Here is a 25,170-nt window from a genome sequence, read left to right on the forward strand (position 1 = left end):
GTTCGGGCCGAGCACCGAGGACGGCGGCCAGCGCGTCGATGATAGGCGCGCGCTCAGCGCCGTGACACGACGAGCCGGAACCCGGCGTCCCACGAGTCGAGGCCGAGCAGGTCCTGATGCCGTTCGTGCCACCGGCCGGTCTCCAGGTCCGCGCGCAGCCGGGAGATCCCGCGCTCGACGGCCACCGGGTCGGTCTGGGCGAGGGCCGAGCACGCGCGGCGGACGCCGGGGTCGAGGTATGCGGCGGGGCGCCGCCAGTGGGCCGGGAACACGCCGTCGGTGAAGTCCCAGGGCACCGGCAGGGGCAGGACGGTGTCCGCGCCCAGTTCGTCCGCGATGTCGTCGGCGGACGGCCGGCCGAGCTCGAGCGCGGCGATCTCCGGCACGTACTCGCGCACGAACCAGAACTCGGTGTGCCGGCGCGTGTCGTAGGCGAGGACGACCCGCAGCGGCGCGACCCGGCGGAGTTCGGCGAGCCCCGCCCGCCAGTCGGTCCAGTGGTGCACGGTGAGCACGGCCAGCACGGCGTCGACCGCGTTGCCCCGCAACGGAAGCGCTTCGGCCACGGCGCGAACGGCCGGGCTCGCGCCCGGCGGCCGCTGGCCGATCATCCCGGCGGACGGCTCCAGCGCCACCACCGTCCGATCGCGCGGTTCGTAGGAACCGGTGCCCGCGCCGACGTCCGCGACGGAGCGGGCGGTGCCGAGCGCGGAGGCGATCTCGGTCATCCACCGCGGATCGGTGCGCCGTCCCGACGCGTACCCGGCACCGATGTCGTCGTACAGGACCACGTCCGCCCCCAGCAGGTCGATGTCCTTCGAACCTAGCGATTCCCCTGTGCCGGCTGGTCGCCGAGCAGGGGCGCCTCCTGAGCCGGAGCTGGTCAGACCTGGACCTGTCCTCCGTCCACGAAGAACTCGGCCCCGGTGGAGAACGAGCTCTGCTCGCTCGCGAGGAACGCGGCCATCGCGGCGACCTCCTCGGGCCTGCCCATGCGCTTGAGGGCGGTCGAGGAGGCGAGCGCCTCCTGGAAGTCCGCGGTGCTCTGACCGGCCTCGGCGGCGAGACCGGCGATGGCGGGCGTCTCGACCGGGCCCGGTGTGATCACGTTGACCCTGATCCCGCGTGGTGCGAGCTCGGCGGCGAACGTGCGCCCCAGGCTGCGGATGGCGGCCTTCGACGCGGCGTACACGCCCATGCCGGGAACGCCCTGGCTCGTGGTGGACGACGACAGCAGGATCACCGTCGTACCGGTTCCCATCAGCGGCAACGCCTTCTGCACGGTCTGCAGCGTGCCCTTGACGTTGACCCCGAACTCGTGGTCGAACTGCTTTTCGGTGGCGTCCACGAGGCCGGCCGTCGTCCCCAGGCCCGCGTTCGCGACGACGGTGTCGAGGGTGCGGCCGTCCTGGCGGACGACGTCGAAGAGGTGGTCGAGGTCGGAGGCCACGGACACGTCGCAGCGCACCGCCACGGCGTTCGGCCCGATCTCCTTCGCGGCCGTCTCCAGCTCGGCCTCGCGCCGGCCGGTCAGGTAGACCCGCGCGCCGTCGTCGGCGAAGCGCTGCGCGATGGCGCGCCCGATCCCGGTCGAGCCGCCGGTGACGAGCGCCGTCTTGCCGGTCATCGTTCCCATGATCCACCAATCAGAAGTAACCAAAATTGTTACATCGGAGGTCGGCGTGAGCCCCGGCCGGGGTCGCGCGAGTTTTCCTAGTGAGGGGCGAGGACGTCTCTGAGGACGTCCTCCACGGTCGTGTCGGCCAGTTCGGCCCGAAGGGTCTGTTCGAGCCGGTCGTACACGGAGTTCATGGCGGGCTGGATGCGCGCGCCCACCACGCAGTCCTGCTTCGGCTCACCCCGGTGCATGCCGAACAGCGGGCCGGGGTCGATCGCCTCGTAGACGTCCAGCAGCGTGATGCCGGCCAGGTCGCGGGTCACCGTCCAGCCGGCGCCGGAGCCGCGCTGCGACTTCACCAGCCCGGCCGCGCGCAGTTCGCCGAGCAGGCGCCGGATCACCACGGGATTGGTGTTGACGCTGGTGGCGACCTGTTCGGAGGTGGCGATGCCGTTGCCGAGGCGCTCGTTCAGGCCGATCCACGCCAGGGCGTGCACGGCCACGGTCAGCCTGCTGTTCGCGCTCACCGCCACCTCCTCCCGTTGGAAGTAACCGTAATTGTTACGACAGCCCGGCGCAACTCGCCGCCGGCCCGGCCGAGATCGCGGGTAACAATTCGGTTGAGCCGATGAACCTCTCCGTACGTACTCCCGGTCATGCGCCGCATGAGCGAGGAGTACGTATGACGCACCGAGTGACGGACAGACGGAAGTTCCGCCTGATCGCTTCGTTGTCGGCGGTGGCCGTGGTCGCGGCGGGCACCGCCACGGTGGCGTTGGCCGCCAAGAACGGTGAGCCGGCACCGCTCACCGCGTTCGTACCCATTGAGCAGGTGGGCAAGAACGTCGTCGAGCCGAAGGTCGGGAAGAACGGCGCCGCAGGCGTGTTCACCGTGGACTGCGGCACGAACGAGAACGGCAAGTTCAGCGCCGACAACCCGGTCGCCCAGCCGGGTCTGAAGCACGGTGCCCAGCACGTCCACGACTTCGTCGGCAACCTCTCGATCAGCGCGGAGTCGACCGACGAGAGCCTGGTCGACTCGGAGACGACCTGCCGCAACGGTGACCGTTCGTCCTACTTCTGGCCTGTCGTGCGCATCAACCCGAAGGCCAACCCGTCGTCCGTGGGCTCGAACCCGGACAAGATCAAGGAGAACGGCCCGGGCGAGGTCGCCTGCCCCGGTGTCGCGAACCGGCTGCCCGCCGTGCCGCAGCGGGTGCGCGACGAGATCATCCGCAACCTCCAGCAGCTCGCCCAGCAGCTCAGGGAGGCCAACGACCGGGTGACGCGCGCCCAGAACCCGGCCGACCCGAACTTCGTCAACAACACCGTCCTCGGCCCGTTGCGCGCCAAGCGCGCCGCCACCCTCGACCGCATCGCGACCGCGCTGAGCCGGTCCGGCCGCAAGCCGAACCTGACCTCCCTCGCGGACTGCGACCTGCGGTGGGGCCACGGCAACCACGGCGGCGGCAGCGGCCACAACCACTCGAAGCCGCGCAAGTTCGCCGCTGACGGCGTTCTGCAGCAGGCGGAGCAGAACGGTGCCGAGCAGAACGCGGCCGGGCAGAACGGCGCCGAGCAGGACGCCGCCACGCCCACCATCAAGTGCCCGTCGGTGCGCGAGGCGCTGCCCGGCGTGCCGGACCAGGCACTGGACGAGGTGGACAACAACCTCGAGCAGCTCGACAAGCAGATCGCCGAGGGCAACCAGCGCCTGGTGAAGACCAAGGGGCAGGGCGGGCCGAACTTCATCGACAACGCGATCCTCGGGCCGTTGAAGGACAAGCGGACCGCGACGATCGACCGGATCGCGATCGCGATCGGCCGCGCCGGCGAGAAGCCGCAGGGCCTGGAGCGCCTCGCGAAGTGCGGCCTCAACGAGGGCGAAGAGGGCAACGGCAACAACGGCGAGAACAACAACGGCAACGAGAACAACAACGGCGGCAACAACAACGGCGGCAACAACAACGGCGGCAACAACAACGGCGGTGCCACGACGACCGCTCCTGCCACCACCACCGCTCCTGCCACCACCGCCCCGCCGCTGGCCGCCCCCACGGGCAAGAACCTCGAGCTCGTCGGCAACAACGGCAAGATCGTCCGCCCGGCCCAGGTGAAGATCGAGTACCGCGGCAACGCGACCAGCAAGGTCACGGGCATGCCGAAGTTCCTGAAGATGGTCACCGGTGACGCCAAGCCGACCAGCCGCGGCCCCGCCAACGCCCGCGCGACGTGGACCTGCAGCGGGTTCGAGGACCGGCTCTCCGACAAGTACGTCATCTGCCCGAACGGCAGCAAGGTCATGCGCGTGCACGACTTCGCGGGCTGCTGGGACGGTCAGAACGCCGACAGCGCCAACCACCGCGACCACGTCCGGTTCGCCGACAAGCAGACCGGCGCGTGCCCGCAGGGCTTCAAGGCCATCCCGCAGCTGCGGATCAGCATCTCCTACAACATCTCCCGCGACGTCCAGCAGAAGGGCCAGTACCAGCTCGACGCCTTCCCGGAGGAGGAGCACAACCCCTTCTCCGACCACAACGACTTCGCGAACGTCAACTCCGAGCAGACGATGGCGAAGATCGTGAAGTGCGTGAACGACGGCCGCAAGTGCTCCTGACCGTCGTCTGACCCACCACTCCGTGACACCACCAGGCGGGGCCGGCAGCTGCCGGCCCCGCCTTTACCGTGTGTCAGCGCCGGGGGAAGGTCGAGGTGAGTGCGACCGTCCCGGCGGCGTCGCGAACGACGAGACCGGAGGCGTTCGCGCGCAACACGGAGCTGTTCAGGTTGCAGCGCATGGGGTTCTCGCCGGTGCCGATGAACGAACCGGCGGACACCTCGCTGCCGTCGGTGCCGGTGACGGCGACCCGGTAGGTCTGCCCGGAGACGAACCCCTGTCCGTCGAGCTTGATCTCGACGCCCCAGGTGTGCGGGACGAGGGACGCCTCCGCCGTCACGCCCGGTGCCTGCAGGACGAGCGCGACCGGTTCGAGGGGTGCGGTGGGGCGCAGGTACCACCAGGCGGCGCCGCCCGCGATCACCGCGGCGGCAGCGGCGGCGAGCAGCAGGGATCGGCGCAACCGCCGGCCGCGGTGGGCCCCGACTCGCCGCACCACGAGCTCTTCGAGGTGTGCGGGCACGGTGACGTCGTCGGCGTTCACACCGGACAGCGCCCGTGCCACGGGAGTGAGTTCGGCGACCGTGCGCCGGCAGTCCGCGCACGCGTCGAGGTGGTCCCGCACCGCGGTGAGCTCGGGCTCGGCGAGGTGGTCGAGGACGTAGGCGCCGAGCAGGTCCGTTCGCCGTTGGTGCACGAAGTCGTTCACAGCCGCACCCCCATCTCCTCCATCGCGAGCCGCAGCGCCTTCAGTCCGAAGAAGACCCGGCTGCGCAGCGTCACCTTCGACACGCCGACCTCGGCGGCGACGTCCTCATAGGACCGGCCCCGCAGGTAAGTCTCCACCAGGGCCACGCGGTGATCGTCGCTGATCCTCAGCAGGGCCTGCTCCACCAGGCGTTGGTCGAGCACCGAGTCGGCGAAGTCGGAGGTGGCCGCGGGCGGGTCCGCCGCCACCGCGAGAAGCCGCCGCTCGTGCCGGACGCGTGCCCGCGCCTCGTCGATCACGACGTTGCGGGCGATGGCGAAGAGCCACACGCGCAGGCTCGCCAGGTCCGGGTCGAACCGCGCGGCGGAGCGCCAGGCCCTCAGGAACACCTCCTGCACGGCCTCCTCCGCCGCCTGGCCGTTCCCGAGCTGCCGGAGCGCGAAGCGGTAGATCTCCGGGCCGTGTGCGGCGTAGACGTCGCGGAGGTCCAGGTCACCTCGTTTGCCGATGATCGCCATGAGCTCCCCGTCGCCTCTCCTGGAAGCCAGTTCGGCGCCGGGGCTGGGACGGATGGGTCTGATTTGTTCCGTTCGCGCTTCAACAGCGGCGGCCGACGCGTCGTACACACCCGTGTTCCGCGTTCACCGCACCTGGGAGAAACCATGCGCATCGTTCGCACGACCGTCATCGCCGCGGCGGCGGCACTGCTCGCCGGCGTGCTCGGCGCGGCGCCCGCCTCGGCGTCCGGCGACCAGCTCCGCGTCCACCTGCTCACCGACGACGGCGTGCTCAGCACCCGCACCTGGTCGTCCCCGCTGTTCGCCCAGCACCGCGTCCGCGTCACCGGCCTGAAGGCCCACGACCGGCTGGCGGGCATCGACGTGCGCCCCGCCACCGGCGTCCTCTACGCGATCGCCCGCTCCGGCCAGCTCTACACGCTCGACGCCCGCACCGGCCGCGCCACCGCCGTCGGCACCCCGGTCGCCCTCGACGGCACGGCGATCGGGTTCGACTTCAACCCGACCGTCGACCGCATCCGCCTCGTCACCTCGAACGGCCAGAACCTGCGCCTCGTTCCCGACACCGGCGCACTCGCCGCGACGGACGTCCCGCTGTCCTACGCGCCGGGTGACCGCGCGGCGGGCTCCACACCCAAGGTGTCCGCGGCCGGCTACACCAACAGCGTCGCCGGAGCGACCTCCACGACGCTCTACGACCTCGACGCAGGCAAGGACACGCTCGTCACCCAGGGCACCGTCGCCGGCGTCACCCCGGTCGTGTCGCCGAACACCGGCCAGCTCTTCACCGTCGGCAGACTCGGCGTCGACGTGGAGAAGACCAACGGTTTCGACATCGCGACCGTCAACGGCCGCCACCACGCCCTCGCGGCCGTGCGTCCGTCGCTGCTGGGCGGGTCGCTGCTGGTGAGGATCAACCTGGAGACCGGCCGGGCCTCGGCCGTCGGACTCGCGGGCGGCGAGGTCGTCGGCGTGGCGTTCGCGAAGTAGCGGACGTGCTGCCGGAGTTCCTCCGTCACCGCCCCGCGAAGGCCTGGCGGAGGAACTCCAGCACGACGAAGCGCGCGGTCTGGGCGGGGATCGAGCCCCAGACGAGGTCGAAGCAGTGGTCGGCCCGCTTGAGCGCGACCAGCGTCGGCAGCTCCGGCGCCACCATGTACGGCGTGATCGTCTCGAGCGGCACCCACTGGTCCTGGGCCCCCGTGACGACGCAGACGCGTGCCGGCGCCGACTCGACGTGAGCGAGGGGTGAACTCCACTCCCAGCGGTCCGCCACCTCCCGAGGCGTGCCGCCGAGGAAGTCGACCAGCGGGGACACCTCCCGGTCGACCGGACCGAAGCGCCTGCGCCGCAACGTGCCGTAGAGCGACAGCAGGTCCACCGGCCCGTACACCGACACGACCGCGCGCGGAAGGTCATCAAGACTCGCCGCGAGCAACGCGAGGTGCCCGCCCGCGGACGAACCGAACAACGCGATCCGGTCCGGATCGACACCGAGCTCGCCCGCGTGCGCCTCCACCCACCGCACCCCGTCGACCACGTCGAACGGAGCGACGTCCCACCGAGCAGGGGGAGCCAGCCGATAGCTGATGCACACGGCGCGATAACCGTTGTCCGCCAACCAGTTCGCATACGCGCGCAGCTGCCGCCAGTTCCCGCTCGCCCACCCGCCGCCGTGCACGAGCACAACGGCGGGTCCTGTCGTCGTGCGGTCCGCCGGATGCCAGACACCCAGCGGAAGACGAACGCCGTCGCGGGAGACGAGCTCGTGCGTCTCCGGCGCCCGAGCGCGGAGGAACCCGGTGAGGTCGAAGAACGCGGAAGTCAGGGAGGGACGGGCACCGATCGCCAGCGCCTGCCCCCACTGCGCTCCGGCCACGCAGACCTGCGCGCCCGCGGTGACCGCCGCGACGACCGCGAAGACGAGATCCCCGTCGACCACGGCCACGACGGCCAGCGCGGTCGCGAGCAGTGCCAGAGGAGGCGCGAGGCTCAGCGCCAGCGCGCGCACCACCCACAGCACCGGTGCGGGGGAGGGGAGCAGCGACACCGCCGCGAGCACGGCGATCAGCACGATGCCGGTCTGGTACAAGCCGATCGGCCTCTCGGACGGGCTTCAGCGCCGAGCCACGCCGCCCAGCGCCGCGGACACCGGTGATTCGGCGACTTCCGCGGTGCGGATTGGTGTCGACGCGAAACGCGGCGCAGGCCGGGAGACGGGTCCCTCCCGGAGCACGCCGCCGGGGGACTCCGCGGGACGGCGTGAACCGTGCCACCGGTGGTCGGGCAGTCCGCCGCTCCCGGCCCGGCCAGGAGGGGCCCGGGTTCTCGGCCGGCCTTCCCGGTTCAGACGGTGGCGATCCCGGCGATCGGGTACCGCACCAGGCCCGTGCGGTGGTCGCCGTGCGGGACCAGGGCGTTCGAGGCTTCGTTCCCGGCCACGGTGACGACCTCGCGGTCGTCCCCCCGCTCGGCGAGCGTGGCGCGGAAGAGGTCGTCGAGGTAGTAGCGGTCGGGGCCGGCGATCTCGACCACGCTGCCCCTCTCCAGCGTGGTGACGGCCTCGGCGAGCAGTTCGACGACCTCGTCCAGTTCGACCGGCTGGATGAGCGATCTCGGGGCGAGGACCTTTCCGTCCACGGTGTGCTGATCGGCCAGGACCGGAACGTAACTCTGGAACTGGGTGGCGCGCACGATGGTGGCGGGAATCGAGCCGGACCTCGCTGTCCTCTCCTGCGCCACTTTGCCCAGGTAGTAGCCGACCTCGGAAGCGTTCTCGTCTCCGACTCCGACGATGGAGAGCACGACGTGGTGGCGCACGCCTGCCCGCTCGCCTTCGGAGATCAGGTTCTTCGTGGACGTCTCGAAGAAGGAGATCGCCCCTTCGGGATCGAAGCGGTCGGTGTTGAGCACGTTCACGATGGTGTCGACTCCGACGAGTGCGTCAGCGAGCCCGTCGTTCGAGATCACGTCGATCCCGTCCTCGAGCCCACCGGACACGACCTCGATTCCTTTCTCCTCCAGATTGGAGGCGAGACGAGCCCCCACACGACCGCGTCCACCTGCGATGAAGACCTTCACTTCGCGACTCCGTTCGAGGCAGCGCCCGCTGCCCTCACCACTATGACGACGCAACGGAGAAGAATGTGAGGCGAGCACGCGGGAACGCCGTCCTGGCTCCTCGGCCGCGTCCGCTTCTCGTGGTGAGTGCGACGGCCGGCCCCCTGTCTCACCCGACCGGGCGGTGGTCCTCGCTGTTCAGCCAATCGTCGAAGGTCGTCTCGCCTTCCAGACGAGGTGGGGTTCCCCGCAGCGCGCCGGAAGCCAGCCCCCTTCCGTACAGACCGGGCAGTCCGAGCTCCACGGCCCTGCGCCTGGAGCCGTCGTGGGCCAGCATGCGGCGGACGAGGTCCGCGAGGCGTTCGTCCTCGGGGCCGACGAAGTCCACGGCTCGACCGACCGGACCCGCCTCCGCGACGTCGACCAGATGTCCTCCGGCCTCACGTGCCGAGACGGATCGCAGCAGCGTTCGGGGAACCAAGACGACCGGCCCCCTCATGGTGGACAGGAGTTGCTCGGCGAACTCGTGGAACTGGCCGGTGCGCGCGATGCTGTAGGGCACTCTCCCGGCTGCCACCGCGCGTTCCTGTGCGAGCTTGCCCGCGTAGTACGACGCGTCCAGATCGTCGATGCCCACGATCGAGAGAGCGATGTGATGGCCCACTCCGGCTTCTTCCCCGGCCTTGAGCAGAGTGCGCGTCGCGGTCTCGAAGAACTCCCGGGACCTGCGTGCGGACATCGTCGTGAGGTTGGTCGTGTCGATGACCGCGTCCACTCCGGCGAGCGCCGTCCTCAGTCCGGCGCCGGTGATGACGTCCACCCCCTCGGCGCGCGCGAGAACGACGACGTCGTGTCCTCGACTCCGTGCGGCGGATACGACATGACGGCCGACGGTTCCTGTTCCGCCGGCCACTGCGATCTTCACTCTCGTTCTCCGATGCTCGTTCTCACCCGCATTGGTGGGCCGGCTCGCCGGCCGTCAACGCCCTTCGCCGACATGACGACGGAAGAGCGAGAAGTGTGAGACGAAGCGCCGCACCTCACACTTCGTCGATCTGCATCGTCATTCCCCTGAGTTGAACGCCAGACAAGAGCGCTCGGAACCCTAGGAACCGTTGATGGAACTCGATGAGCTTTTCGGCGAGCGGCGTCGGCTGATGTCGCTCGCCTTTCGCATGACAGGGACCCTCGCGGACGCGGAAGACGTCGTGCAGGAGACCTATCTGCGCTGGTACCGGCTCGAGGAGGCGGAGCGCGAGGCGATCGCCAATCCTGTCGGGTGGCTGACCCGCGTCGCGAGCCGAGTCGCCCTCGACCTGCTCGGATCGGCACGCCGACGACGGGAGCGGTACATCGGGCAGTGGCTGCCCGAACCCGTGAACGCCGAGCTCTTCAGGTACACCGCCCCTCACCGCGACGGTCAGGTCCCGGGAACCGCGGATCTCGTCGATCCGCTCGATCGGGTGACTCTCGATGACGCCGTCGGCTCCGCTCTGCTCGTCGTGCTGGAGGCGATGACGCCCGCGGAGCGCGTCGCGTTCGTGATGCACGACGTCTTCGGCATCTCGTTCAACGAGATCGCGGAGGTCGTCGGGCGGTCTCCCGCGGCCGTCAGACAGCTCGCCACGGCTGGACGGCGGCACGTTCGCGAGAGCCGGGTGGCCGGAGTGTCCCGCGCGGAACACGATCGCGCGGTACGGGCGTTCCTCGCCGCCAGCCGCACCGGAGACGTCCAGTCGCTCATGCGGACGCTGGCGCCGGACGTTCAGCTGCGCGTGGACGGCGGCGGCTACGTCAACGCGGCGGCCAACGTCGTGGAGGGCCAGGACCGGGTCGCGCGCTTCCTGCTCGGGTCTCAGGCGAAGCTGCCGATGCTCGCCCTCGAGGAGCAGCGGTTGGGAGACGGACTCGGTGTGCGGATCCAGAACGGTCACGTGCTGACCGGTGTCGTGAGCTTCGGCGCGCACGAAGGGCTGATCACCCAGGTTCTGATCATGATCAATCCGGAGAAGCTCACCAGCTGGATCCGGATCCCGGGCGACAGCGGAAGAGGTGAGGGGAATGTCTGAGACGTCGGCACGAGGGCGTGCGGCGGCCCACGGCGCGGAACATGCGGGCCCCGTTCAGAAGGGGGCACTGGTCGCCTCCGTCGTCATCGCGGGGGTGGTGGGGGTCTGGTCCTACTTCTTCGCGGAGTCGTTCTTCGACCACTTCCCGGTGGTGCTGGGGGAGTGGATCTCCCAGGACGGTCCGTACAACGAGCACCTCGTCCGCGACCACGGTGCGATGTACCTCGCACTGGGAGCCGGGAGCGTGTTCGGACTCCTCCGCCCTTCACGACACGTCTACCAGCTGCTCGGCATCGCGTGGACGGTCTTCGGGGTGCTGCACATCGCCTACCACGTCGCCCACCTCGGCCACATGTCCCGGGCGGACGCCATCGGCCAGGTGACCGTGCTCGGGGTCGCCGTGCTCCTCGCGGTCGCACTCTTCGCACCCGGTCGGAGCCCGGCCTCACGATGAGTCCGCACAGGCCGGAACGTCCTCTCGCGACCTGAAGTCGCGCGGTCGAAGGACCGTCCGGCCAGGAGCACGTCCTGGTCGGACATGCCGCCACCTGGTTCAGGCCCGGAGCGAGCGCGGTTCGTGAGAACCCGGACGCGCTGAATAGGTGGCGGCGTGCTCGCGCCTGCCCGCGCACACCGCTTGTCGCAGAACGACTTCCGGGCCGCGTTGTGCACGGGCCAGCAGTGCGCGGAGTGTGACCTACAGCTCTGAATGACCATTTGACTGAAACGGTCAGTGGTTCTACGTTGGTGGCATGACCAAGACTCAAGACGGAGGCCACCGGGTCCTGGTGGTCGGCCTGGGAATCAGCGGGATCACGACGGCGCTGCGCCTGAGGGAGATCGGCTGGACGCCCGTGATCATCGAGAGGGCGCCGGAGCGGCGCACCGGCGGATACTTCGTCGGGCTGTTCGGCGCGGGCAAGGCCGCGGCACGACGGATGGGCGTGCTCGACCGGATCAAGGACAGGACGTCGGTCGGAGGGCACAACTTCGAGATCGACCGGACCGGCAACAGGCGTGTGTCGATCGGGTTCCGCGATCTGCCGGGCAAGCCGCTGATGTTGTTGCGCGGTGATGTCGAGCAGGCGGCGTTCGAGGGGCTCCCGGACGACGTGGAGATCCGCTTCGGCACCGTCCCCACGGCGATCACGCAGGACGCGGACGGCGTCACCGTGACCCTGTCGGGCGGTGGGCGGACCAGCACCGAACGCTTCGACCTCGTCGTCGGTGCGGATGGGCTCCGGTCAAGCGTCCGGCAGATGGTGTTCGGGCCGCACGAGTCGTACCTGCACAGGTTCGACAAGATGGTGGCGGCGTTCGCCCTTCCCGACTCGTTGTCCGAGCTCGCCGGTGGGGACGGTGCCACGCTGCTGGAGCCCGGCAGGTCGATGTGGATCTTCCCGTTCGCCGATCACGCGCCGTGCGCCATGTTGTCGTGGCAGACGGAGGACGTGGACGCGGAGTTCACCAAGCCCCACGCGGAACGTCTGCGCGAGGTGTTCGGGCCGGAACCGCTCGGCAGGGCGCTCGAGGAGACGCTGGCCGCCGCCGAGCACGCGGAAGCCATGCTGTTCGATTCGATCGCGCAGGTGCGGATGGGCAGATGGAGCCGGGGAAGGGTCGTCCTCGTCGGTGACTCGGCCTGGTGCGTGACGCTGTGGGCGGGCATGGGGGTGTCGGCAGGACTCGCCGGCGCCGACCTGCTCGCGACGATGCTGCAGCGGTACCCGGTGGACCGGGCGCTGGCCGAATGGGAGCGGCGACTCCGCCCGTACATCGACTTCTACCAGCACAACGCCGTGCAGCAGCGCGCGTTCTTCCTGCCCGTGAACCGCTGGGAAATGCTGCTGCGGCGGTTCCTCACGCGCGGCCACAAGATGCCCGTCGTCGGCCGGTTCATCGAACAGCAGCGGACCTCGGGCAAAGCGAGCCGGATGAAGGAAGCCGACATCGCGTGCGTGTGACCGGTAGTTTCCCGCCCATGGAAGCACTGGTCGAACACGAGTCACCCAAGGCTGCCCGCATCCTCGCGGTGGCCGGGGAGCTCGTCCTCAAACGCGGGGCGAAGGGGGTCTCGATCGCGGAGATCGCCGAGAAGGCCCACGTCGGAAAGGGCACGATCTACCTGTACTGGGCGACCAAGGAGGACCTCGTCCTTGGACTGTGCGCCCGGGACTTCCTCGCTGAGATCGACGGGTTCATCGTGGCGTTCACCGAGGATCCCGGTGTGGTGGTACCGCGGAGGTTCTGCGCGATGCTCCAGCAGAGCGCCCGCGACCACCACTTCATCCGAGCCATCCAGTACGGCGACACCGATCTCCTCGGGGTGCTGACCGAACACCCCAACGCACAGGACCTGCTCTCCCGGTTCGGCTACGGTGCGATGCTGCGGGTGGTGCTGCCCGTGTGGCGTGCGCACGGCATGGCCCGCACCGACTGGTCCGTGCAGGACCAGGCGTACGCACTGCAGGCGGTCCTGGCGGGATTCGTCGAACTCGACGGTGCGGCGAACCCGAGTGACGTGTCCAGCCCCGAGGTGCTGGCCGCCACCGTGGACGCGCTGCTCGGCTCGTCCTCCGCGGAGCAGCACGACGTCGAAGCGGTTGCGGCGGAAGGTCTTCGGCTTCTCGATGAGGCGCGGACCGCCGTCCTCGCCACCATCGCGAGCACGAGGGCCAGGCAAGGGCAGCAGTGAAAGGCCTCCACGACTCCGGGCCGCGACGTCACCGCTGTTCCCGTTGTCGCAGCGGGAGAAGCCGCAGGCGTTTCGTGGTAGGGCTCCCCGGCCGGGCGCGGTAGGTGTCCGCCGTAGCGCTGGTGTGAGCACAGGACCATCGGCTGCCGGCGTTCTCCCGCTGATCGAGTGGCGTGGAAGTGCGTGAGGTGTTGTTCGTCGGTGATGACCGGGCCGAAGGTCATCACCGACATCGAGGTGGTGGACGCGCGGCGTGCCGCACAACGCCGCACTGCGCCACCTCGTCGGCATCCTCCACGGCTGTTTCACCAGCCGCACCACCTACCACGAGACCACCGCCCGGGCCTGCCACCTGGCTGCGGCGTGAGCCCTTGATCCCAGGGATGTCCTCGGGCTCGCGAACCATGATCCAGAGCCACGAAAGGCAGAATTCGGATGAGTACGCGAAAAGCGGAGAAGCGGGTAGAGACGAATCTCTACCCGCTTCTCCGGTGTACGCCGCCAGGGACTCGAACCCCGGACCCGCTGATTAAGAGTCAGCTGCTCTAACCAACTGAGCTAGCGGCGCTTGTTTGTGTGCCGGAGGCTTGCTCGTTCCGACGTGAAGAACGTTAGCACAGCGCCTCCGCGCGCTCCCAATCGGCTGGTCAGTGCCGGTTTGGGAGCGCATCGGCCACGTAACGATCCGGCCACTCGCGCAACTCCGGGCCACCTCGTGTCGTCACCTAGTCGGGGGACGCCAAACGCCTTACGTGCAGGCAGTCTCGGGAGTGGCGACAAGCAGATCGGAAGTACGCCGATGGGGATGTGGAGCAGGCGCGGTCGTGGGGTGGTCATGGCGGGAGTCGCTGTGATGCTGATCGCAGGCTGTTCAGGTGGAGCCGACACCGCGAGCGGGGGTGCCGGTGGTGAGTCGAGCAGTGCTCCTCCTCCGCCGCCCAAGCCCGTCACGCTGACGCTGGCGCTGAACAACGGTGCGGCCGACGTGTCGCCCGGCCTGCCCGTGATCGCCACGGCCGCGGACGGGAAGCTGACCGACGTCAAGCTGACCAACCCCGAGGGCAAGGTCGTCGAGGGGAAGATGAACCCCGAGTCGACGCAGTGGACGAACACGGAGCCGCTCGGGTACGCCAAGACGTACAAGCTCGTCGCGACGGCGACGGGTGCGGACGGCAAGACGGAGACCAAGGAGTCGTCCTTCACCACGGTGAAGCCGCGCACGCTCACGTACGTGTCGACGAACCCCCAGGACGGCACCACGATCGGCGTGGGCCAGCCGCTCGCCTTCTACTTCGACGAGCCGGTGGCCGACAAGGTCGCGGCCGAGAAGATGCTGGAGATCACCACCGAGCCGAAGGTCGAGGGCGCCTTCTACTGGTTCAACAAGAAGGAGGTGCACTGGCGTCCGGAGAAGTTCTGGAAGTCGGGCACCAAGATCACCATGCACGTCAAGGTCTACGGCAAGCACGTCGGTGACGGCATCTACGGCCAGGAGGACCGCACGATCACCACGACTGTCGGCGACGAGGTCATCCACGAGGCCGACGGCCAGACGCACCAGGTGATCACCAAGGTCAACGGCCAGGTCGTGCGCACCATGCCGACGTCGATGGGCAAGCCCGCCGACGCCACTCCCACCGGCACCTACGTGCTGATGGAGAAGTACAACCACATGATCATGGACTCGACCACGTACGGCCTCGCGCTGGAGAACGGCGGCTACAAGACGCCGGTCGACTGGGCGTTCCGGATGTCCAACAGCGGCATCTTCTTCCACGGCGCGCCGTGGTCGGTCGGGGACCAGGGCCACCGCAACGTGAGCCACGGCTGCCTCAACCTGTCGCCGGAGAACGCCAAGTGGGTGTTCGACAACAGCAAGCAGGGCGACGTCGTCATCGTCACCAACTCCGGCGGCCCCGCCCTGGAGTCGTGGGACGGCTTCGGCGACTGGCAGGTCCCGTGGTCGACCTGGGTCCAGGGCAACCGCTAGCTAGGACACCGTCACCTGGCCGGCCGCCACGGCCAGGTGACGGTTCACCTGCACGGCCTCCAGCATCCGCCGGTCGTGCGTGACCAGCAGCAACGTGCCGGTGTAGCTCTCCAGCGCCGACTCCAGCTGCTCGATGGCGGCCAGGTCCAGGTGATTCGTCGGCTCGTCCAGCACCAGCAGGTTCACGCCGCGGCCCTGCAGCAACGCGAGCGCCGCCCGCGTCCGTTCGCCAGGGGACAGCGACGCCGCCGTTCGCAGCACGTGCGCCGCCTTCAGGCCGAACTTCGCCAGCAACGTGCGCACGTCGGCCGGGTTCATCTCCGGCACGGCCTCCTGGAACGCGTCCACCAGCGGCAGGTCGCCCAGGAACAGACCGCGTGCCTGGTCGACCTCGCCGACCACGACGCCGGACCCCAGCGTCGCGTGGCCCGAGGACAGTTCCGCCCTTCCGAGCAGGGCGGCGAGCAGCGTCGACTTGCCCGCGCCGTTCGCGCCGGTGATCGCGACCCGGTCCGCCCAGTCGATCTGCAGGTCCACCGGGCCCAGCCGGAACCCACCGCGTTCGACGACGGCCGCCCGCAGCGACGCCACCACGGCGCCGGAACGCGGTGCGGACGCGATCTCCATCCGCAGCTCCCACTCCTTGCGGGGCTCCTCGACGACGTCCAGGCGTTCGATCATGCGGTCGGTCTGCCGGGCCTTCGAGGCCTGCTTCTCTGTGGCGTCGGCACGGAACTTGCGGGCGTTCTTGTCGTTGTCGCCCGCCTTGCGCCGTGCGTTCTTCACGCCCTTGTCCATCCACGCCCGCTGCATGCGCGCACGGGCCTCCAACGAGGCCTTGGTGTCCGCGTACTCCTCGTAGTCGTCACGGGCGTGCTGACGTGCCCGTGCGCGCTCCTCGAGGTACGACTCGTAGCCGCCGCCGTACATGCGCACGGAGTTCTGGTGCAGGTCCAGTTCCAGCACGCCGGTGACCGTGCGGGCCAGGAACTCGCGGTCGTGCGACACCAGCACGGTGGCGGCGCGCAGGCCCGTGACGAACTTCTCCAGCCGCTCCAGGCCGTCGAGGTCCAGGTCGTTGGTCGGCTCGTCGAGCAGGAAGACGTCGTACCGGCTCAGCAGCAGCGACGCCATGCCCGCCCGTGCGGCCTGGCCGCCGGACAGCGAGGTCATCAGCGCGTCGAGCCCGACCGAGAGTCCCAGGTCGGCGATGACCTCCAGCGAGCGTTCCTCCAGGTCCGCGCCGCCCAGGGCGAGCCACTGGTCCAGCGCGTCCGAGTAGCCCTCGTCGTTGCCCGCGGTCAACGCCTCCGTGGCCGCGTCGAGGGTCCGTTGCGCCTCGGCGACACCGGTGCGGCGGGCCAGGAAGTCGCGCACGGTCTCGCCTTCGAGGCGTTCCGGTTCCTGCGCGAGGTGGCCGACGTTGGCCGACGGCGGGTTCAGCGTGACGCGGCCCGACTCGGCCGGGATCAGCCCGGCCAGGGTCTTCAGCAGCGTCGACTTGCCCGCGCCGTTCACCCCGACGAGGCCGATGACGTCGCCGGGAGCGACGACGAGGTCCAGGCCGGAGAACAGGACGCGATCACCGTGACCGGCGGCGAGGTCCTTGGCGACGAGCGTGGTCATGAAGGCTCCCGTAAACGTGAAGAAAGGCCCCCGCAAAAGCGGAGGCCTTTCGACAAAGGGTGAGTGACGGGACTTGAACCCGCGACACCTGGGATCACAACCCAGTGCTCTACCGACTGAGCTACACCCACCATCACCGGTCCGTGACCGGCGAGGAAAGCATAGCAACGGCAGCCACCGATATTGAAATCGGGGTCTACTTGACGTCCTTCAGCAGGTCAGCGGCCACCGCCTGGGCCTGCTCGGTCGACGGGCCGGGCTGCGGCACGAACGCCGTCCGCCGGTAGTACGCGAGCTCCCGGATCGACTCGACGATGTCGGCGAGCGCCCGGTGCGCGAGGCCCTTGCCCGGCTGCGCGTAGTAGATGCGCGGGTACCAGCGCCGGCACAGCTCCTTGATCGACGACACGTCGACCATGCGGTAGTGCAGGTGGGCGTCCAGCGCCGGCATGTCGCGGGCGATGAAGCCGCGGTCGGTGGCGATGGAGTTGCCGGCCAGGGGAGCGGTGCGGGGGTCCGGCACCCACTCCTTGATGTAGGCCAGCACGGCGGCCTCTGCCTCCTCCAGGGAGACGGTGGACGCGCGCACCTCCTCGGTCAGGCCCGACTTGGCGTGCATCTCCATGACGACTTCCGGCATCGAGGCGAGCACTTCGTCGGAGGCGTGGATCACGATGTCCACACCCTCGCCGAGCACGTTGAGCTCGGCGTCCGTGACCAGTGCCGCGATCTCGATCAGAGCGTCCTTGCCCAGGTCGAGTCCGGTCATCTCGCAGTCGATCCACACCAGACGATCCATCACGGCCTGAACATTACTGCGCGGAGCGTCAACTTCGAGTGGCGGCGTGCAGCAACCTGGTTACGCTCCCCGTGCATGACGGCTCAAGCTGAGATCGCCGCGGGGTACGCGTCCGAGGGCGCGGCCATCGAACTCGGCGCCGTGCTGGTCGACGGGACCGTCGAGCCGGCCGCGCACGTCCGCATCCCGTTGTCCATGGTCAACCGCCACGGACTTGTCGCGGGCGCAACGGGAACCGGCAAGACGAAGACCCTCCAGTTGCTCGCCGAGCAGCTGTCGGACAACGGCGTGCCCGTGCTCATGGCGGACGTGAAGGGCGACCTGTCCGGTCTGTCCCAACAGGGCACGGAGAGCGACCGCACGAAGACCAGGGCCGCCGACACCGGCGACGACTGGCAGCCGCAGTCGTTCCCCGTGCAGTTCCTGTCGATCGGCACGGGCGGCATCGGCGTGCCGCTGCGGGCGACGATCACGAGCTTCGGGCCGATCCTGCTGTCGAAGGTGCTCGGCCTGAACGACACGCAGGAGTCGACGCTCGGCCTGATCTTCCACTGGGCCGACTCGCGGGGCCTCCCGCTGCTCGACACCAAGGACCTGCGCAGCGTCATCCAGCACCTCACCAGCGACGAGGGCAAGGCCGACCTCAAGGGCATCGGCGGAGTCTCCAGCTCCACGGCTGGTGTGATCCTGCGGGCCCTGGTGAACCTGGAGGCGCAGGGCGGCGACCGGTTCTTCGGCGAACCCGAGCTCGACCCCGCCGACCTGATGCGCGAACGCGACGGCAAGGGCGTCGTCAGCCTGCTGGAACTGGCGGAGCTGCAGGGCAACCCGGCGCTGTTCTCCACGTTCCTGATGTGGCTGCTGGCCGAGTTGTTCGAGACGCTGCCGGAGGAAGGTGACGTCGAGAAGCCCAAGCTCGTCTTCTTCTTCGACGAGGCGCATCTGCTGTTCTCAGGCGCCTCCAAGGCGTTCCTCGACCAGATCACCCAGACCGTGAAGCTCATCCGGTCCAAGGGAATCGGCGTCTTCTTCTGCACGCAGCTGCCGACCGACATCCCGAACGACGTGCTGTCGCAGCTCGGCGCGCGCGTCCAGCACGCCCTGCGCGCGTTCACGCCGGACGACCAGAAGGCGTTGGCGCGCACGGTGAAGACGTACCCGACGACACCGCACTACGACCTGGAGAAGGCGCTCACGTCGCTCGGCATCGGCGAGGCCGTCATCACCGTGCTGAGCGAGAAGGGCGCGCCGACACCGGTCGCGTGGACCCGGTTGCGGGCGCCGCGGTCGTTGATGGACACGATCGGCAACGACGCGATCAAGCAGGCCTCGCAGCAAAGCGAGCTCCACGGGAAGTACGCGGAGACCGTCGACCGCGAGTCGGCCTACGAGCAGCTGATGCAGAAGGTCGCGCCACCACAACAGGAACAACAAACCCCGGAACCTCCACGGCAGGAGAAGGAGGAACCGGGGCTCGTCGAGAAGGTGCTCGGCAACAGCGCCGTGAAGTCCTTCCTGCGGTCAGCGGGCAGCGCCCTGGCGCGCGAGATCACGCGCGGCATCTTCGGGACCTCGCGCAAGCGACGCTGAGAGCACGGCCGCACCGATGCAGAGCCCGCCCGCGACGTACCAGGCCAGGTCGTAGCTGCCCAGGTGGTCGCGGGTGAGGCCGGCCGCGGACGCCGCGAGTGCCGCGCCGAGCTGGTGCGAGGCGAAGACCCAGCCGAACACGACGGGCCCGGACATGCCGAAGTACTGGCGGCACAACGCGACGGTCGGCGGCACGGTCGCGACCCAGTCGAGGCCGTAGAAGATGATGAACACCAGCATCGACGGGTGCGCCGACTCGCTGAAGAGCTGCGGCAGGACCATCAGCGACAGGCCGCGCAACGCGTAGTAGCCCGCGAGCAGCATCCGCGAGTCGACCTTGTCGGTCAGCCAACCGGACGCGATGGTGCCCACGATGTCGAACACGCCCACCAGCGCCAGCAGTCCGGCCGCGGTCGTCGTCGGCATGCCGTGGTCGTGCGCGGCGGGGATGAAGTGCGTGCCCACCAGGCCGTTCGTGGACGCCCCGCAGATCGCGAACCCACCGGCCAGCAACCAGAACGGCCGCGTCCGCGCGGCGGTGGCCAACGCGCCCAGCGCACGACGTGCCGCGCCACCGGACGGCGGCGGGGGAGTGTCCTCGGTGGCGCCCAGCGGCAGCAGCCCCACGTCACGCGGGTATTCGCGCAGGAAGAACGCCGCCAGCGGCACCACGGCGAACGCGGCGATGCAGATCACCAGCGACGCGGGCCGCCAGCCGTAGCTCTCCGACAGCCACGCCACCAGGGGCAGGAACACCAGCTGCCCGGCCGCGCCACCCGCCGTCAGCACGCCCGTGACCAGGCCGCGGTGCTTCACGAACCAGCGTCCGGTGATCGTCGCCACGAACGCCAGCGCCATCGAGCCGGTGCCGAGCCCGACCACGACACCCCACAGCAGGATCAGCTGCCAGGACGCGGTCATGAACACGGTCAGCCCGCTGCCGATCGCGACCATCGTCAGTGCATAGGTCACCACGACCCGCACGCCGAACTTGTCCATCAGAGCGGCCGCGAACGGCGCGGTCAGCCCGTACAACAACAGGTTGATCGAGATGGCGAGCGAGATCGTGCCGGTCGACCAGCCGAACTCCGCCCGCAGCGGCTCGATCAACGCACCCGGCGCCGCGCGGAACGACGCCGCGCCCACCAGGGCGATGAAGGACACACCTGCGACAACCCAGGCCCAATGCAGTCTCACGCCGACCAGGTTCGGTGATGACCGGCGCTCCAACCAGTGGCCCGATGGCCAACATGTGAAAGAATCGGGCCATGCACCGGATCGCCGTTCTCGCGCTGGAGCAGTCGGTGGCGTTCGACATCGGCAGCTCGACGCACATGTTCGCCCGGCTCGCCGACCGCTACGAGGTCGTCGTGTGCTCGCCGGACCGCCGCCCGATCCCCACGACCGGCGGCTTCACCATCGCGCCCGAGCACGGTCTCGAGGCTCTGAAGGACGCGGACACGGTGCTCGTGCCGGGCACCCACTACCAGCCCGCACGGGAGGGCTGGCTCGAACCGGCCGTCCTGGAGGCGCTCACGACGACGAACGCCTCGCGGATCATGTCGATCTGCACGGGCGCGTTCGTGCTGGCCGCGGCCGGGTTGCTCGACGGCAGGCCCGCGACCACGCACTGGCGGACCACGGACGAGTTCCAGCGGCTGTACCCGAAGGTGCGGCTCAACCCGGACGTGCTGTTCATCGACGACGGCGACGTGCTCACGTCGGCGGGCGTCGCCGCGGGCATCGACCTGTGCCTGCACGTCATCCGGTCCGACCACGGCAGCGAGGTCGCGAACTGGATCGCCCGCTACTGCGTCGTCCCGGCGTGGCGGCAGGGTGGCCAGTCGCAGTTCGTCGACCGGCCGGTACCGAGCTACCCGGACACCTCGACCGCGCTCGCCCGCGAATGGGCGTTGGAGCGGCTCCAGGAACCGCTGGACTTGGCCGCGATGGCCGGGCAGGTGCGGATGAGCGTGCGCACGTTCACCCGCCGGTTCCGCGCGGAGACCGGCATGTCACCGGGCCAGTGGCTGACGCAGCAGCGCGTCGACCGCGCCCGGCACCTGCTGGAGTCCACCGACCTGCCGATCGACCAGGTCGCGAGCCACGCCGGCTTCGGCACCGGCGCGGCCCTGCGGCAGCAGCTGGCGGCCTCGATCGGGGTCTCGCCGAGCGCCTACCGTCAGACGTTCCGTTCCGCCTGACCGTCCACATCGGATTCAACCAGGAACGGCCGCAGCAGGTCCGGCACGGCCTCGTCGGCCAGCGCGAGTCCGTGCGACTCGCCGACGTCCGTCACGTGGTAGATGCCCGCGCCCGCCGCCGTGGTGGCGCCGATCGTCATCAACCCGCTGCGGCGCTGGAAGAACGACCGCTGGATGCGCCAGCCGATGATGCCGGTGCGTTGCAGGGCGACGGTGCTGCGCACGAGGGAGTTGTTGCGCGTCACCAGGTAGCGCTCGTCCATCGCGTTGCCGAGCGACCGGTAGTTGTCCCAGCCGACCAGCGCGGCCAGCGGGATGACCGCGGCCGGGATCGGCCACGCCCACGAGGGCGCCCAGACCGCCAGGCCGACCGCGATCACGACCCACGGCACCACGTGCCGGAAGACGCTGCGGCGCAGCGCGGCGAACGGGTGCTTGCGCAGCCTCAGCGTCGTCGGGTCGTTGCCGACCTTCAGCACGTCCCGTGACACCTGGTGCGCCACGGACAACGGCGCGGGCGGCAGCAGCAGGTTGCTCTCGCCCTTCGACCCCAGGCCCGTCGTCACCGCGGCGAGCTTCGCGCCCTTGCCCGCGCGCACCAGCAGCGGTTCCTGGATGTCGACGCCGCGGAGCCGTTGCTCCTCCACCGAAACCGAGCGGGTGGTGAGCAGGCCTCGTTGCACGCGCAGGGTTCCGTCCGGCTCGCGGGTCAGCCGGTAGTTCCAGAACTGCAGGATGTAGAGCGGAATCGACAGCACGAGCCCGACCACGGCCAGCACGACGAGGAACCCGGCGAACAACGCGAAGCTCGGGTTCTCGAACAGCCACTCCCACAGGTCCTGCACCGGGTGCAGGCCGAGGTCGTCCGCGTAGTTGGACAGCACGCCGAACAGGGCGCCGATCGCGACGAGACCGGACAGCGACAGCGGCGCGAACTTCAGCCACTTCAGGTCGAGCTGCGAGATCACCTCGGACTCGGGCAGCGGCACCGGTTCCGCGCCGGGCTCGTCCAGTGAGGCCGGTCGGGGCGCGACACCCTTCTGCAGCAACAACAACCGCAGCCGTTCGGCCTCCTGCTGCGTCACCGCGTCGAGCGTCAGACCGTCGGTGCCGGGCACGTCCTGCTGGCCCGTGCCGATCCGCACCGCCGAGAGCCCGAAGATCCGGTGGCCCGGCTTGGAGGTGAGGTCGACCGTCCTGATGCGATCACGCGGCACCGCGAGCTGCTTGCGGGTCAGCAGTCCCGTGTGCAGCTCGACCTGGTCGTCGGTGATGCGGTACTTCGTGGTGCGCCAGATGAGGTAGCTGAAGGACAGGATCGCCGCGACCGTCACGCCGCTGGCGATGAGCCGCCACTTCTCGCCGTTGCCGGTGAACAGCAACACGAGGATCGGCACCAGCATCGCGATGCCCTCGTTGAGCGGCCGCACGACCAGCATCCGCACGTGCAGGCGGTGCCACTCCTGCAACGGCTCCGTGAACTCCGGTGCGGCGGGGAGCCCGGCCGGCACCTCGGACGGCAGGCTCACGTCGCATCACCCGGCGTGGCCTGGGTGGTGTTCGTCAGTTCCACGACGAGCCTCTGCGCGGTCTCGTGCTCGAGCCCCTCGATCTCCACCGGACCGGCGGCCGACGCCGTCGTCACCGTGACGGTCGACAGGCCGAGCAACTGCTGGAACGGCCCGCGTTTCGTGTCGATCGTCTGGATGCGCGACACGGGCGCGACCCGCCACTCCTGGTTCAGCCAGCCGGAGAGGGTGTAGACGGCGTCCGGCGTGGTCTCCCAGCGGTGGACGCGGTAGCGCCAGCTCGGTTCGACCGCGGTGTGCACGAGGCCGACGACCCCGGTGGCGACCAGGAGCACGAACTCCCACGTCGGCGGGTTCCTCACCAGCAGGTACACGACCAGCTGGGGCACGAACAGCACGAGCCAGAAGACGGCGGCCTGCATCGTCCACAGCAGGACCGACTTCGGGCTCACCTGGTGACGAGGCGTGCGCAGTTGCAGAGTCACCCCACCAGGGTGCCTCACCGGCACCCGGCGGTGTGGACAGGTGTGTCAATTGGTGTGTCGGTGGTGAGGTGGTCCCGCATGCGAGGGAGGCAGGACCACCTCACCACCGACGACCGGTCAGGGCTGTGCGCAGTACGGCGGCGTGAAGACCGGCGGTTGCACGGACTCAGCCGCGGACGCGCCGCCACTGGTCGCCAGCAGTGCGCCCAAACTGAGGAGCACGGCGGCGGCGGTGCGGGCGATAGTGTTCAACTTCATGAAGGGGCTCCTTCGTTAGGTGGCGGCCGTGACTGAGGGCAGGAAGTCGTTGACGAGGTTCGGTGCGCGGTTGCGGGCGGTCCGGCTGCAGCGCGGTCTGTCGCAAAAGGACCTCGCCTGCCCCGGCGTCTCGATGAGCTACGTGTCGCGCCTCGAGTCCGGTGAACGGGTGCCGTCGCCCGCGGTCGTGCGCAGGCTCGCCGAGGTGCTCGGCGTCGACCCGTCCGAGCTCGTGGCCGACGAGGACGGCACCGCGATGCAGGACGAGGCGCTGACGTGGTGCGAGGCGGTGCTGGCCTACCACGACGGCGACCTGGTGCTGGCGGGCGACCTGCTGGAGGCGCTGGGAAAGCGGTCCGACGAGGAGATGTTCGGCTGGTGCGTGCGCTGGACCCGCCTGGGCGTGCTCGCGCGGCAGCGGGACCACGAGGGCCTGCTCCTGGCGGCGGCGAAGCTGCGCAAGTCGTGGTCTCCCGGTCCGGCCGTGGACGCGCTCGTGGAGATCCTGCGCGCATCCTCGTTGCGGCGCCTCGGCCGGACGGCCGAATCCGTGAAGGCCGCGACCGAGGCCGTGGAGCTGGCGGCGGGGGACGGCGAACGGGTGCGCCGCGTCCACACCCGCGCGCTCGTCGCGCTGTGCGCGGAGCTCACCGCGGCAGGCCGTCTCGCCGATGCCGAACAGGTCGTGGACCAGCTCTCCGCGCGGCTGCCCGAGCTCGGCGGCGACCGGCTCGCGATCTCCACGTGGTGGGTGCGCGCGAAGGTCGCGGACCGGCTGGGAGACCGGATGGAGGCCGTGCACTGCATCCGCGAGGCGCTCGCGCTGCTCGAGGACTTCGACGGCGACCCCGAGTACCGGTGCCGCGTCCGCCTCGCCGGTGCCGCCATCGCGCTGCGCGCACCGGAGGCGAACCTCGACGACGTGACCGCGGCGCTGGACGAGGTCGAGACCACGGTCACGGCGCTGCGCCGGCACGAGAACCTCCTCGCGCACGCCCGCGCGCTGCGGGCGGAGCTCGCGTTGCGCGACGGCGAGGTCGGCCGGGCGCGCGACCTCGCGGAGGCCGCGCTCGCGACCGGGCGCCTCGACGCCGAGCAGCAGCTGCGGTGCCACCTCGTGCTGGTGCGGGCCGCGGACGAGGACGACACCGACGGCGGTGCCGCGCGGGAGGCGCTCGCCGCACTGCTGGAGCACATCGACCCCGAGGGCGTCGACCCGCTGCTGTGGCGGGACGTGGCGCGCATCGCGCTGCGCAAGCACTGAAGCCCCGTGTCCTGGCGCCGGGCGGCGTTGCCTCGTCATGACCGCCCCTCGCTCACTCACCGGGCACCTTGTTAACGGAGCATGACACAGACCGGTTACCCATCACATCACCCAATTGCGCCGCGCGTACGTGGGTAGA

At 69.8% G+C, this 25,170-nt stretch carries 24 protein-coding genes and 2 tRNA genes; 10 read left to right on the forward strand and 16 right to left on the reverse strand.

From position 1 onward, the window contains the following. Positions 1–53: 53 nt before the first annotated feature. The 3 genes from BMY74_RS31230 to BMY74_RS31240 all read right to left on the reverse strand — a co-directional run bounded on the left by BMY74_RS31230 (position 54) and on the right by BMY74_RS31240 (position 2,145). Complete coding sequence (locus tag BMY74_RS31230) at positions 54–791, reverse strand: class I SAM-dependent methyltransferase (RefSeq protein ID WP_425434872.1); 738 nt, start codon at positions 789–791, stop codon at positions 54–56. Between the two features lie 92 nt (positions 792–883). Further along, on the reverse strand, positions 884–1,627 hold the full coding sequence (locus tag BMY74_RS31235; RefSeq protein WP_245786459.1) for an SDR family NAD(P)-dependent oxidoreductase: 744 nt from the start codon (positions 1,625–1,627) through the stop codon (positions 884–886). A gap of 86 nt (positions 1,628–1,713) precedes the next feature. Then, positions 1,714–2,145, reverse strand: a complete 432-nt coding sequence (locus tag BMY74_RS31240; RefSeq protein WP_089922096.1) for an Rrf2 family transcriptional regulator — start codon at positions 2,143–2,145, stop codon at positions 1,714–1,716. Between the two features lie 155 nt (positions 2,146–2,300). On the opposite strand from BMY74_RS31240, the gene BMY74_RS31245 reads away from it, so the two are divergent. Beyond that, on the forward strand, positions 2,301–4,235 hold the full coding sequence (locus BMY74_RS31245; protein ID WP_177230004.1) for a DUF1996 domain-containing protein: 1,935 nt from the start codon (positions 2,301–2,303) through the stop codon (positions 4,233–4,235). 73 nt (positions 4,236–4,308) lie between these two features. Here the strand turns inward: BMY74_RS31245 and BMY74_RS31250 are convergent, their stop codons facing one another. Both BMY74_RS31250 and BMY74_RS31255 read right to left on the reverse strand, forming a co-directional pair. Next, positions 4,309–4,944 (reverse strand): anti-sigma factor family protein, encoded by a 636-nt coding sequence (locus BMY74_RS31250; RefSeq protein WP_089922097.1) that lies wholly within the window; start codon positions 4,942–4,944, stop codon positions 4,309–4,311. Further along, on the reverse strand, positions 4,941–5,462 hold the full coding sequence (locus BMY74_RS31255) for a sigma-70 family RNA polymerase sigma factor (protein ID WP_089922098.1): 522 nt from the start codon (positions 5,460–5,462) through the stop codon (positions 4,941–4,943). Before BMY74_RS31255 ends, BMY74_RS31250 begins: the two co-directional genes overlap by 4 nt. Positions 5,463–5,606: 144 nt before the next feature. On the opposite strand from BMY74_RS31255, the gene BMY74_RS31260 reads away from it, so the two are divergent. Further along, on the forward strand, positions 5,607–6,452 hold the full coding sequence (locus tag BMY74_RS31260; RefSeq protein ID WP_089922099.1) for a DUF4394 domain-containing protein: 846 nt from the start codon (positions 5,607–5,609) through the stop codon (positions 6,450–6,452). A 25-nt stretch (positions 6,453–6,477) separates the two neighbouring features. Here BMY74_RS31260 and BMY74_RS31265 read toward each other — a convergent pair whose 3' ends face one another. From BMY74_RS31265 to BMY74_RS31275, 3 genes are all read right to left on the reverse strand, one after another. Then, positions 6,478–7,554, reverse strand: a complete 1,077-nt coding sequence (locus BMY74_RS31265; protein WP_177230005.1) for an alpha/beta fold hydrolase — start codon at positions 7,552–7,554, stop codon at positions 6,478–6,480. 254 nt (positions 7,555–7,808) lie between these two features. Beyond that, a complete protein-coding gene (locus tag BMY74_RS31270) occupies positions 7,809–8,621 on the reverse strand; it encodes an SDR family oxidoreductase (protein ID WP_342718251.1) in 813 nt (270 codons plus the stop codon). Positions 8,622–8,691: 70 nt separating this feature from the next. Further along, positions 8,692–9,447: an SDR family oxidoreductase gene (locus tag BMY74_RS31275; protein WP_089922102.1), complete on the reverse strand. Its 756-nt coding sequence runs from the start codon at positions 9,445–9,447 to the stop codon at positions 8,692–8,694. A gap of 193 nt (positions 9,448–9,640) precedes the next feature. Here BMY74_RS31275 and sigJ point away from each other — a divergent pair, with 193 nt between their 5' ends. From sigJ to BMY74_RS31295, 4 genes are all read left to right on the forward strand, one after another. Next, positions 9,641–10,591 carry an RNA polymerase sigma factor SigJ gene (gene sigJ, locus BMY74_RS31280; RefSeq protein WP_089922103.1) on the forward strand — a complete coding sequence of 317 codons (951 nt, stop codon included), beginning with the start codon at positions 9,641–9,643 and terminating at the stop codon, positions 10,589–10,591. Continuing rightward, positions 10,584–11,045, forward strand: a complete 462-nt coding sequence (locus tag BMY74_RS31285) for a hypothetical protein (protein WP_089922104.1) — start codon at positions 10,584–10,586, stop codon at positions 11,043–11,045. The genes sigJ and BMY74_RS31285 overlap by 8 nt, the downstream gene beginning before the upstream one ends. A gap of 298 nt (positions 11,046–11,343) precedes the next feature. Beyond that, a complete protein-coding gene (locus tag BMY74_RS31290) occupies positions 11,344–12,555 on the forward strand; it encodes an FAD-dependent monooxygenase (protein ID WP_089922105.1) in 1,212 nt (403 codons plus the stop codon). Positions 12,556–12,572: 17 nt separating this feature from the next. After that, positions 12,573–13,286: a TetR/AcrR family transcriptional regulator gene (locus BMY74_RS31295; protein WP_089922106.1), complete on the forward strand. Its 714-nt coding sequence runs from the start codon at positions 12,573–12,575 to the stop codon at positions 13,284–13,286. Between the two features lie 494 nt (positions 13,287–13,780). Here BMY74_RS31295 and BMY74_RS31300 read toward each other — a convergent pair. Continuing rightward, a tRNA-Lys gene (locus tag BMY74_RS31300) sits at positions 13,781–13,854 on the reverse strand. Positions 13,855–14,139: 285 nt separating this feature from the next. Between BMY74_RS31300 and BMY74_RS31305 the strand changes: the two genes are divergently transcribed. Beyond that, a complete protein-coding gene (locus tag BMY74_RS31305; protein ID WP_245786475.1) occupies positions 14,140–15,276 on the forward strand; it encodes a L,D-transpeptidase in 1,137 nt (378 codons plus the stop codon). On the opposite strand, the gene BMY74_RS31310 is transcribed toward BMY74_RS31305, so the two are convergent. The 3 genes from BMY74_RS31310 to orn form a co-directional block, all read right to left on the reverse strand. Continuing rightward, the gene (locus BMY74_RS31310; protein ID WP_089922108.1) at positions 15,277–16,902 is read right to left on the reverse strand and encodes an ABC-F family ATP-binding cassette domain-containing protein; all 1,626 of its coding nucleotides are present in this window, start codon (positions 16,900–16,902) and stop codon (positions 15,277–15,279) included. It abuts the gene before it with no gap. Positions 16,903–16,960: 58 nt separating this feature from the next. Next, positions 16,961–17,033: transfer RNA gene (locus tag BMY74_RS31315), tRNA-His, on the reverse strand. Positions 17,034–17,098: 65 nt separating this feature from the next. Then, positions 17,099–17,704 (reverse strand): oligoribonuclease, encoded by a 606-nt coding sequence (orn, locus tag BMY74_RS31320; RefSeq protein WP_089922109.1) that lies wholly within the window; start codon positions 17,702–17,704, stop codon positions 17,099–17,101. A gap of 72 nt (positions 17,705–17,776) precedes the next feature. On the opposite strand from orn, the gene BMY74_RS31325 reads away from it, so the two are divergent. Continuing rightward, complete coding sequence (locus BMY74_RS31325; protein ID WP_089922110.1) at positions 17,777–19,291, forward strand: helicase HerA-like domain-containing protein; 1,515 nt, start codon at positions 17,777–17,779, stop codon at positions 19,289–19,291. Here the strand turns inward: BMY74_RS31325 and BMY74_RS31330 are convergent. Next, the gene (locus BMY74_RS31330; protein ID WP_089922252.1) at positions 19,223–20,497 is read right to left on the reverse strand and encodes an MFS transporter; all 1,275 of its coding nucleotides are present in this window, start codon (positions 20,495–20,497) and stop codon (positions 19,223–19,225) included. The two genes, BMY74_RS31325 and BMY74_RS31330, sit on opposite strands and share 69 nt — an antisense overlap. Before the next feature lie 62 nt (positions 20,498–20,559). Here BMY74_RS31330 and BMY74_RS31335 point away from each other — a divergent pair, with 62 nt between their 5' ends. Continuing rightward, positions 20,560–21,495, forward strand: coding sequence for a GlxA family transcriptional regulator (locus BMY74_RS31335; RefSeq protein WP_089922111.1), 936 nt, complete (start codon positions 20,560–20,562; stop codon positions 21,493–21,495). Here the strand turns inward: BMY74_RS31335 and BMY74_RS31340 are convergent. From BMY74_RS31340 to BMY74_RS45325, 3 genes are all read right to left on the reverse strand, one after another. Then, positions 21,474–23,024: a PH domain-containing protein gene (locus tag BMY74_RS31340; protein WP_245786460.1), complete on the reverse strand. Its 1,551-nt coding sequence runs from the start codon at positions 23,022–23,024 to the stop codon at positions 21,474–21,476. The genes BMY74_RS31335 and BMY74_RS31340 overlap by 22 nt on opposite strands. Next, entirely contained in the window at positions 23,021–23,503 is a 483-nt protein-coding gene (locus BMY74_RS31345) for a PH domain-containing protein (RefSeq protein ID WP_425434877.1), read from the reverse strand. Before BMY74_RS31345 ends, BMY74_RS31340 begins: the two co-directional genes overlap by 4 nt. A 123-nt stretch (positions 23,504–23,626) precedes the next feature. Next, positions 23,627–23,767 (reverse strand): hypothetical protein, encoded by a 141-nt coding sequence (locus tag BMY74_RS45325; RefSeq protein WP_177230006.1) that lies wholly within the window; start codon positions 23,765–23,767, stop codon positions 23,627–23,629. A gap of 28 nt (positions 23,768–23,795) precedes the next feature. Here BMY74_RS45325 and BMY74_RS31350 point away from each other — a divergent pair, with 28 nt between their 5' ends. Continuing rightward, positions 23,796–25,031 carry a helix-turn-helix domain-containing protein gene (locus BMY74_RS31350; RefSeq protein ID WP_177230007.1) on the forward strand — a complete coding sequence of 412 codons (1,236 nt, stop codon included), beginning with the start codon at positions 23,796–23,798 and terminating at the stop codon, positions 25,029–25,031. Positions 25,032–25,170 lie beyond the last annotated feature (139 nt).

The organism is Lentzea albida, from assembly GCF_900111005.1.
Taxonomy (GTDB): domain Bacteria; phylum Actinomycetota; class Actinomycetes; order Mycobacteriales; family Pseudonocardiaceae; genus Lentzea; species Lentzea albida.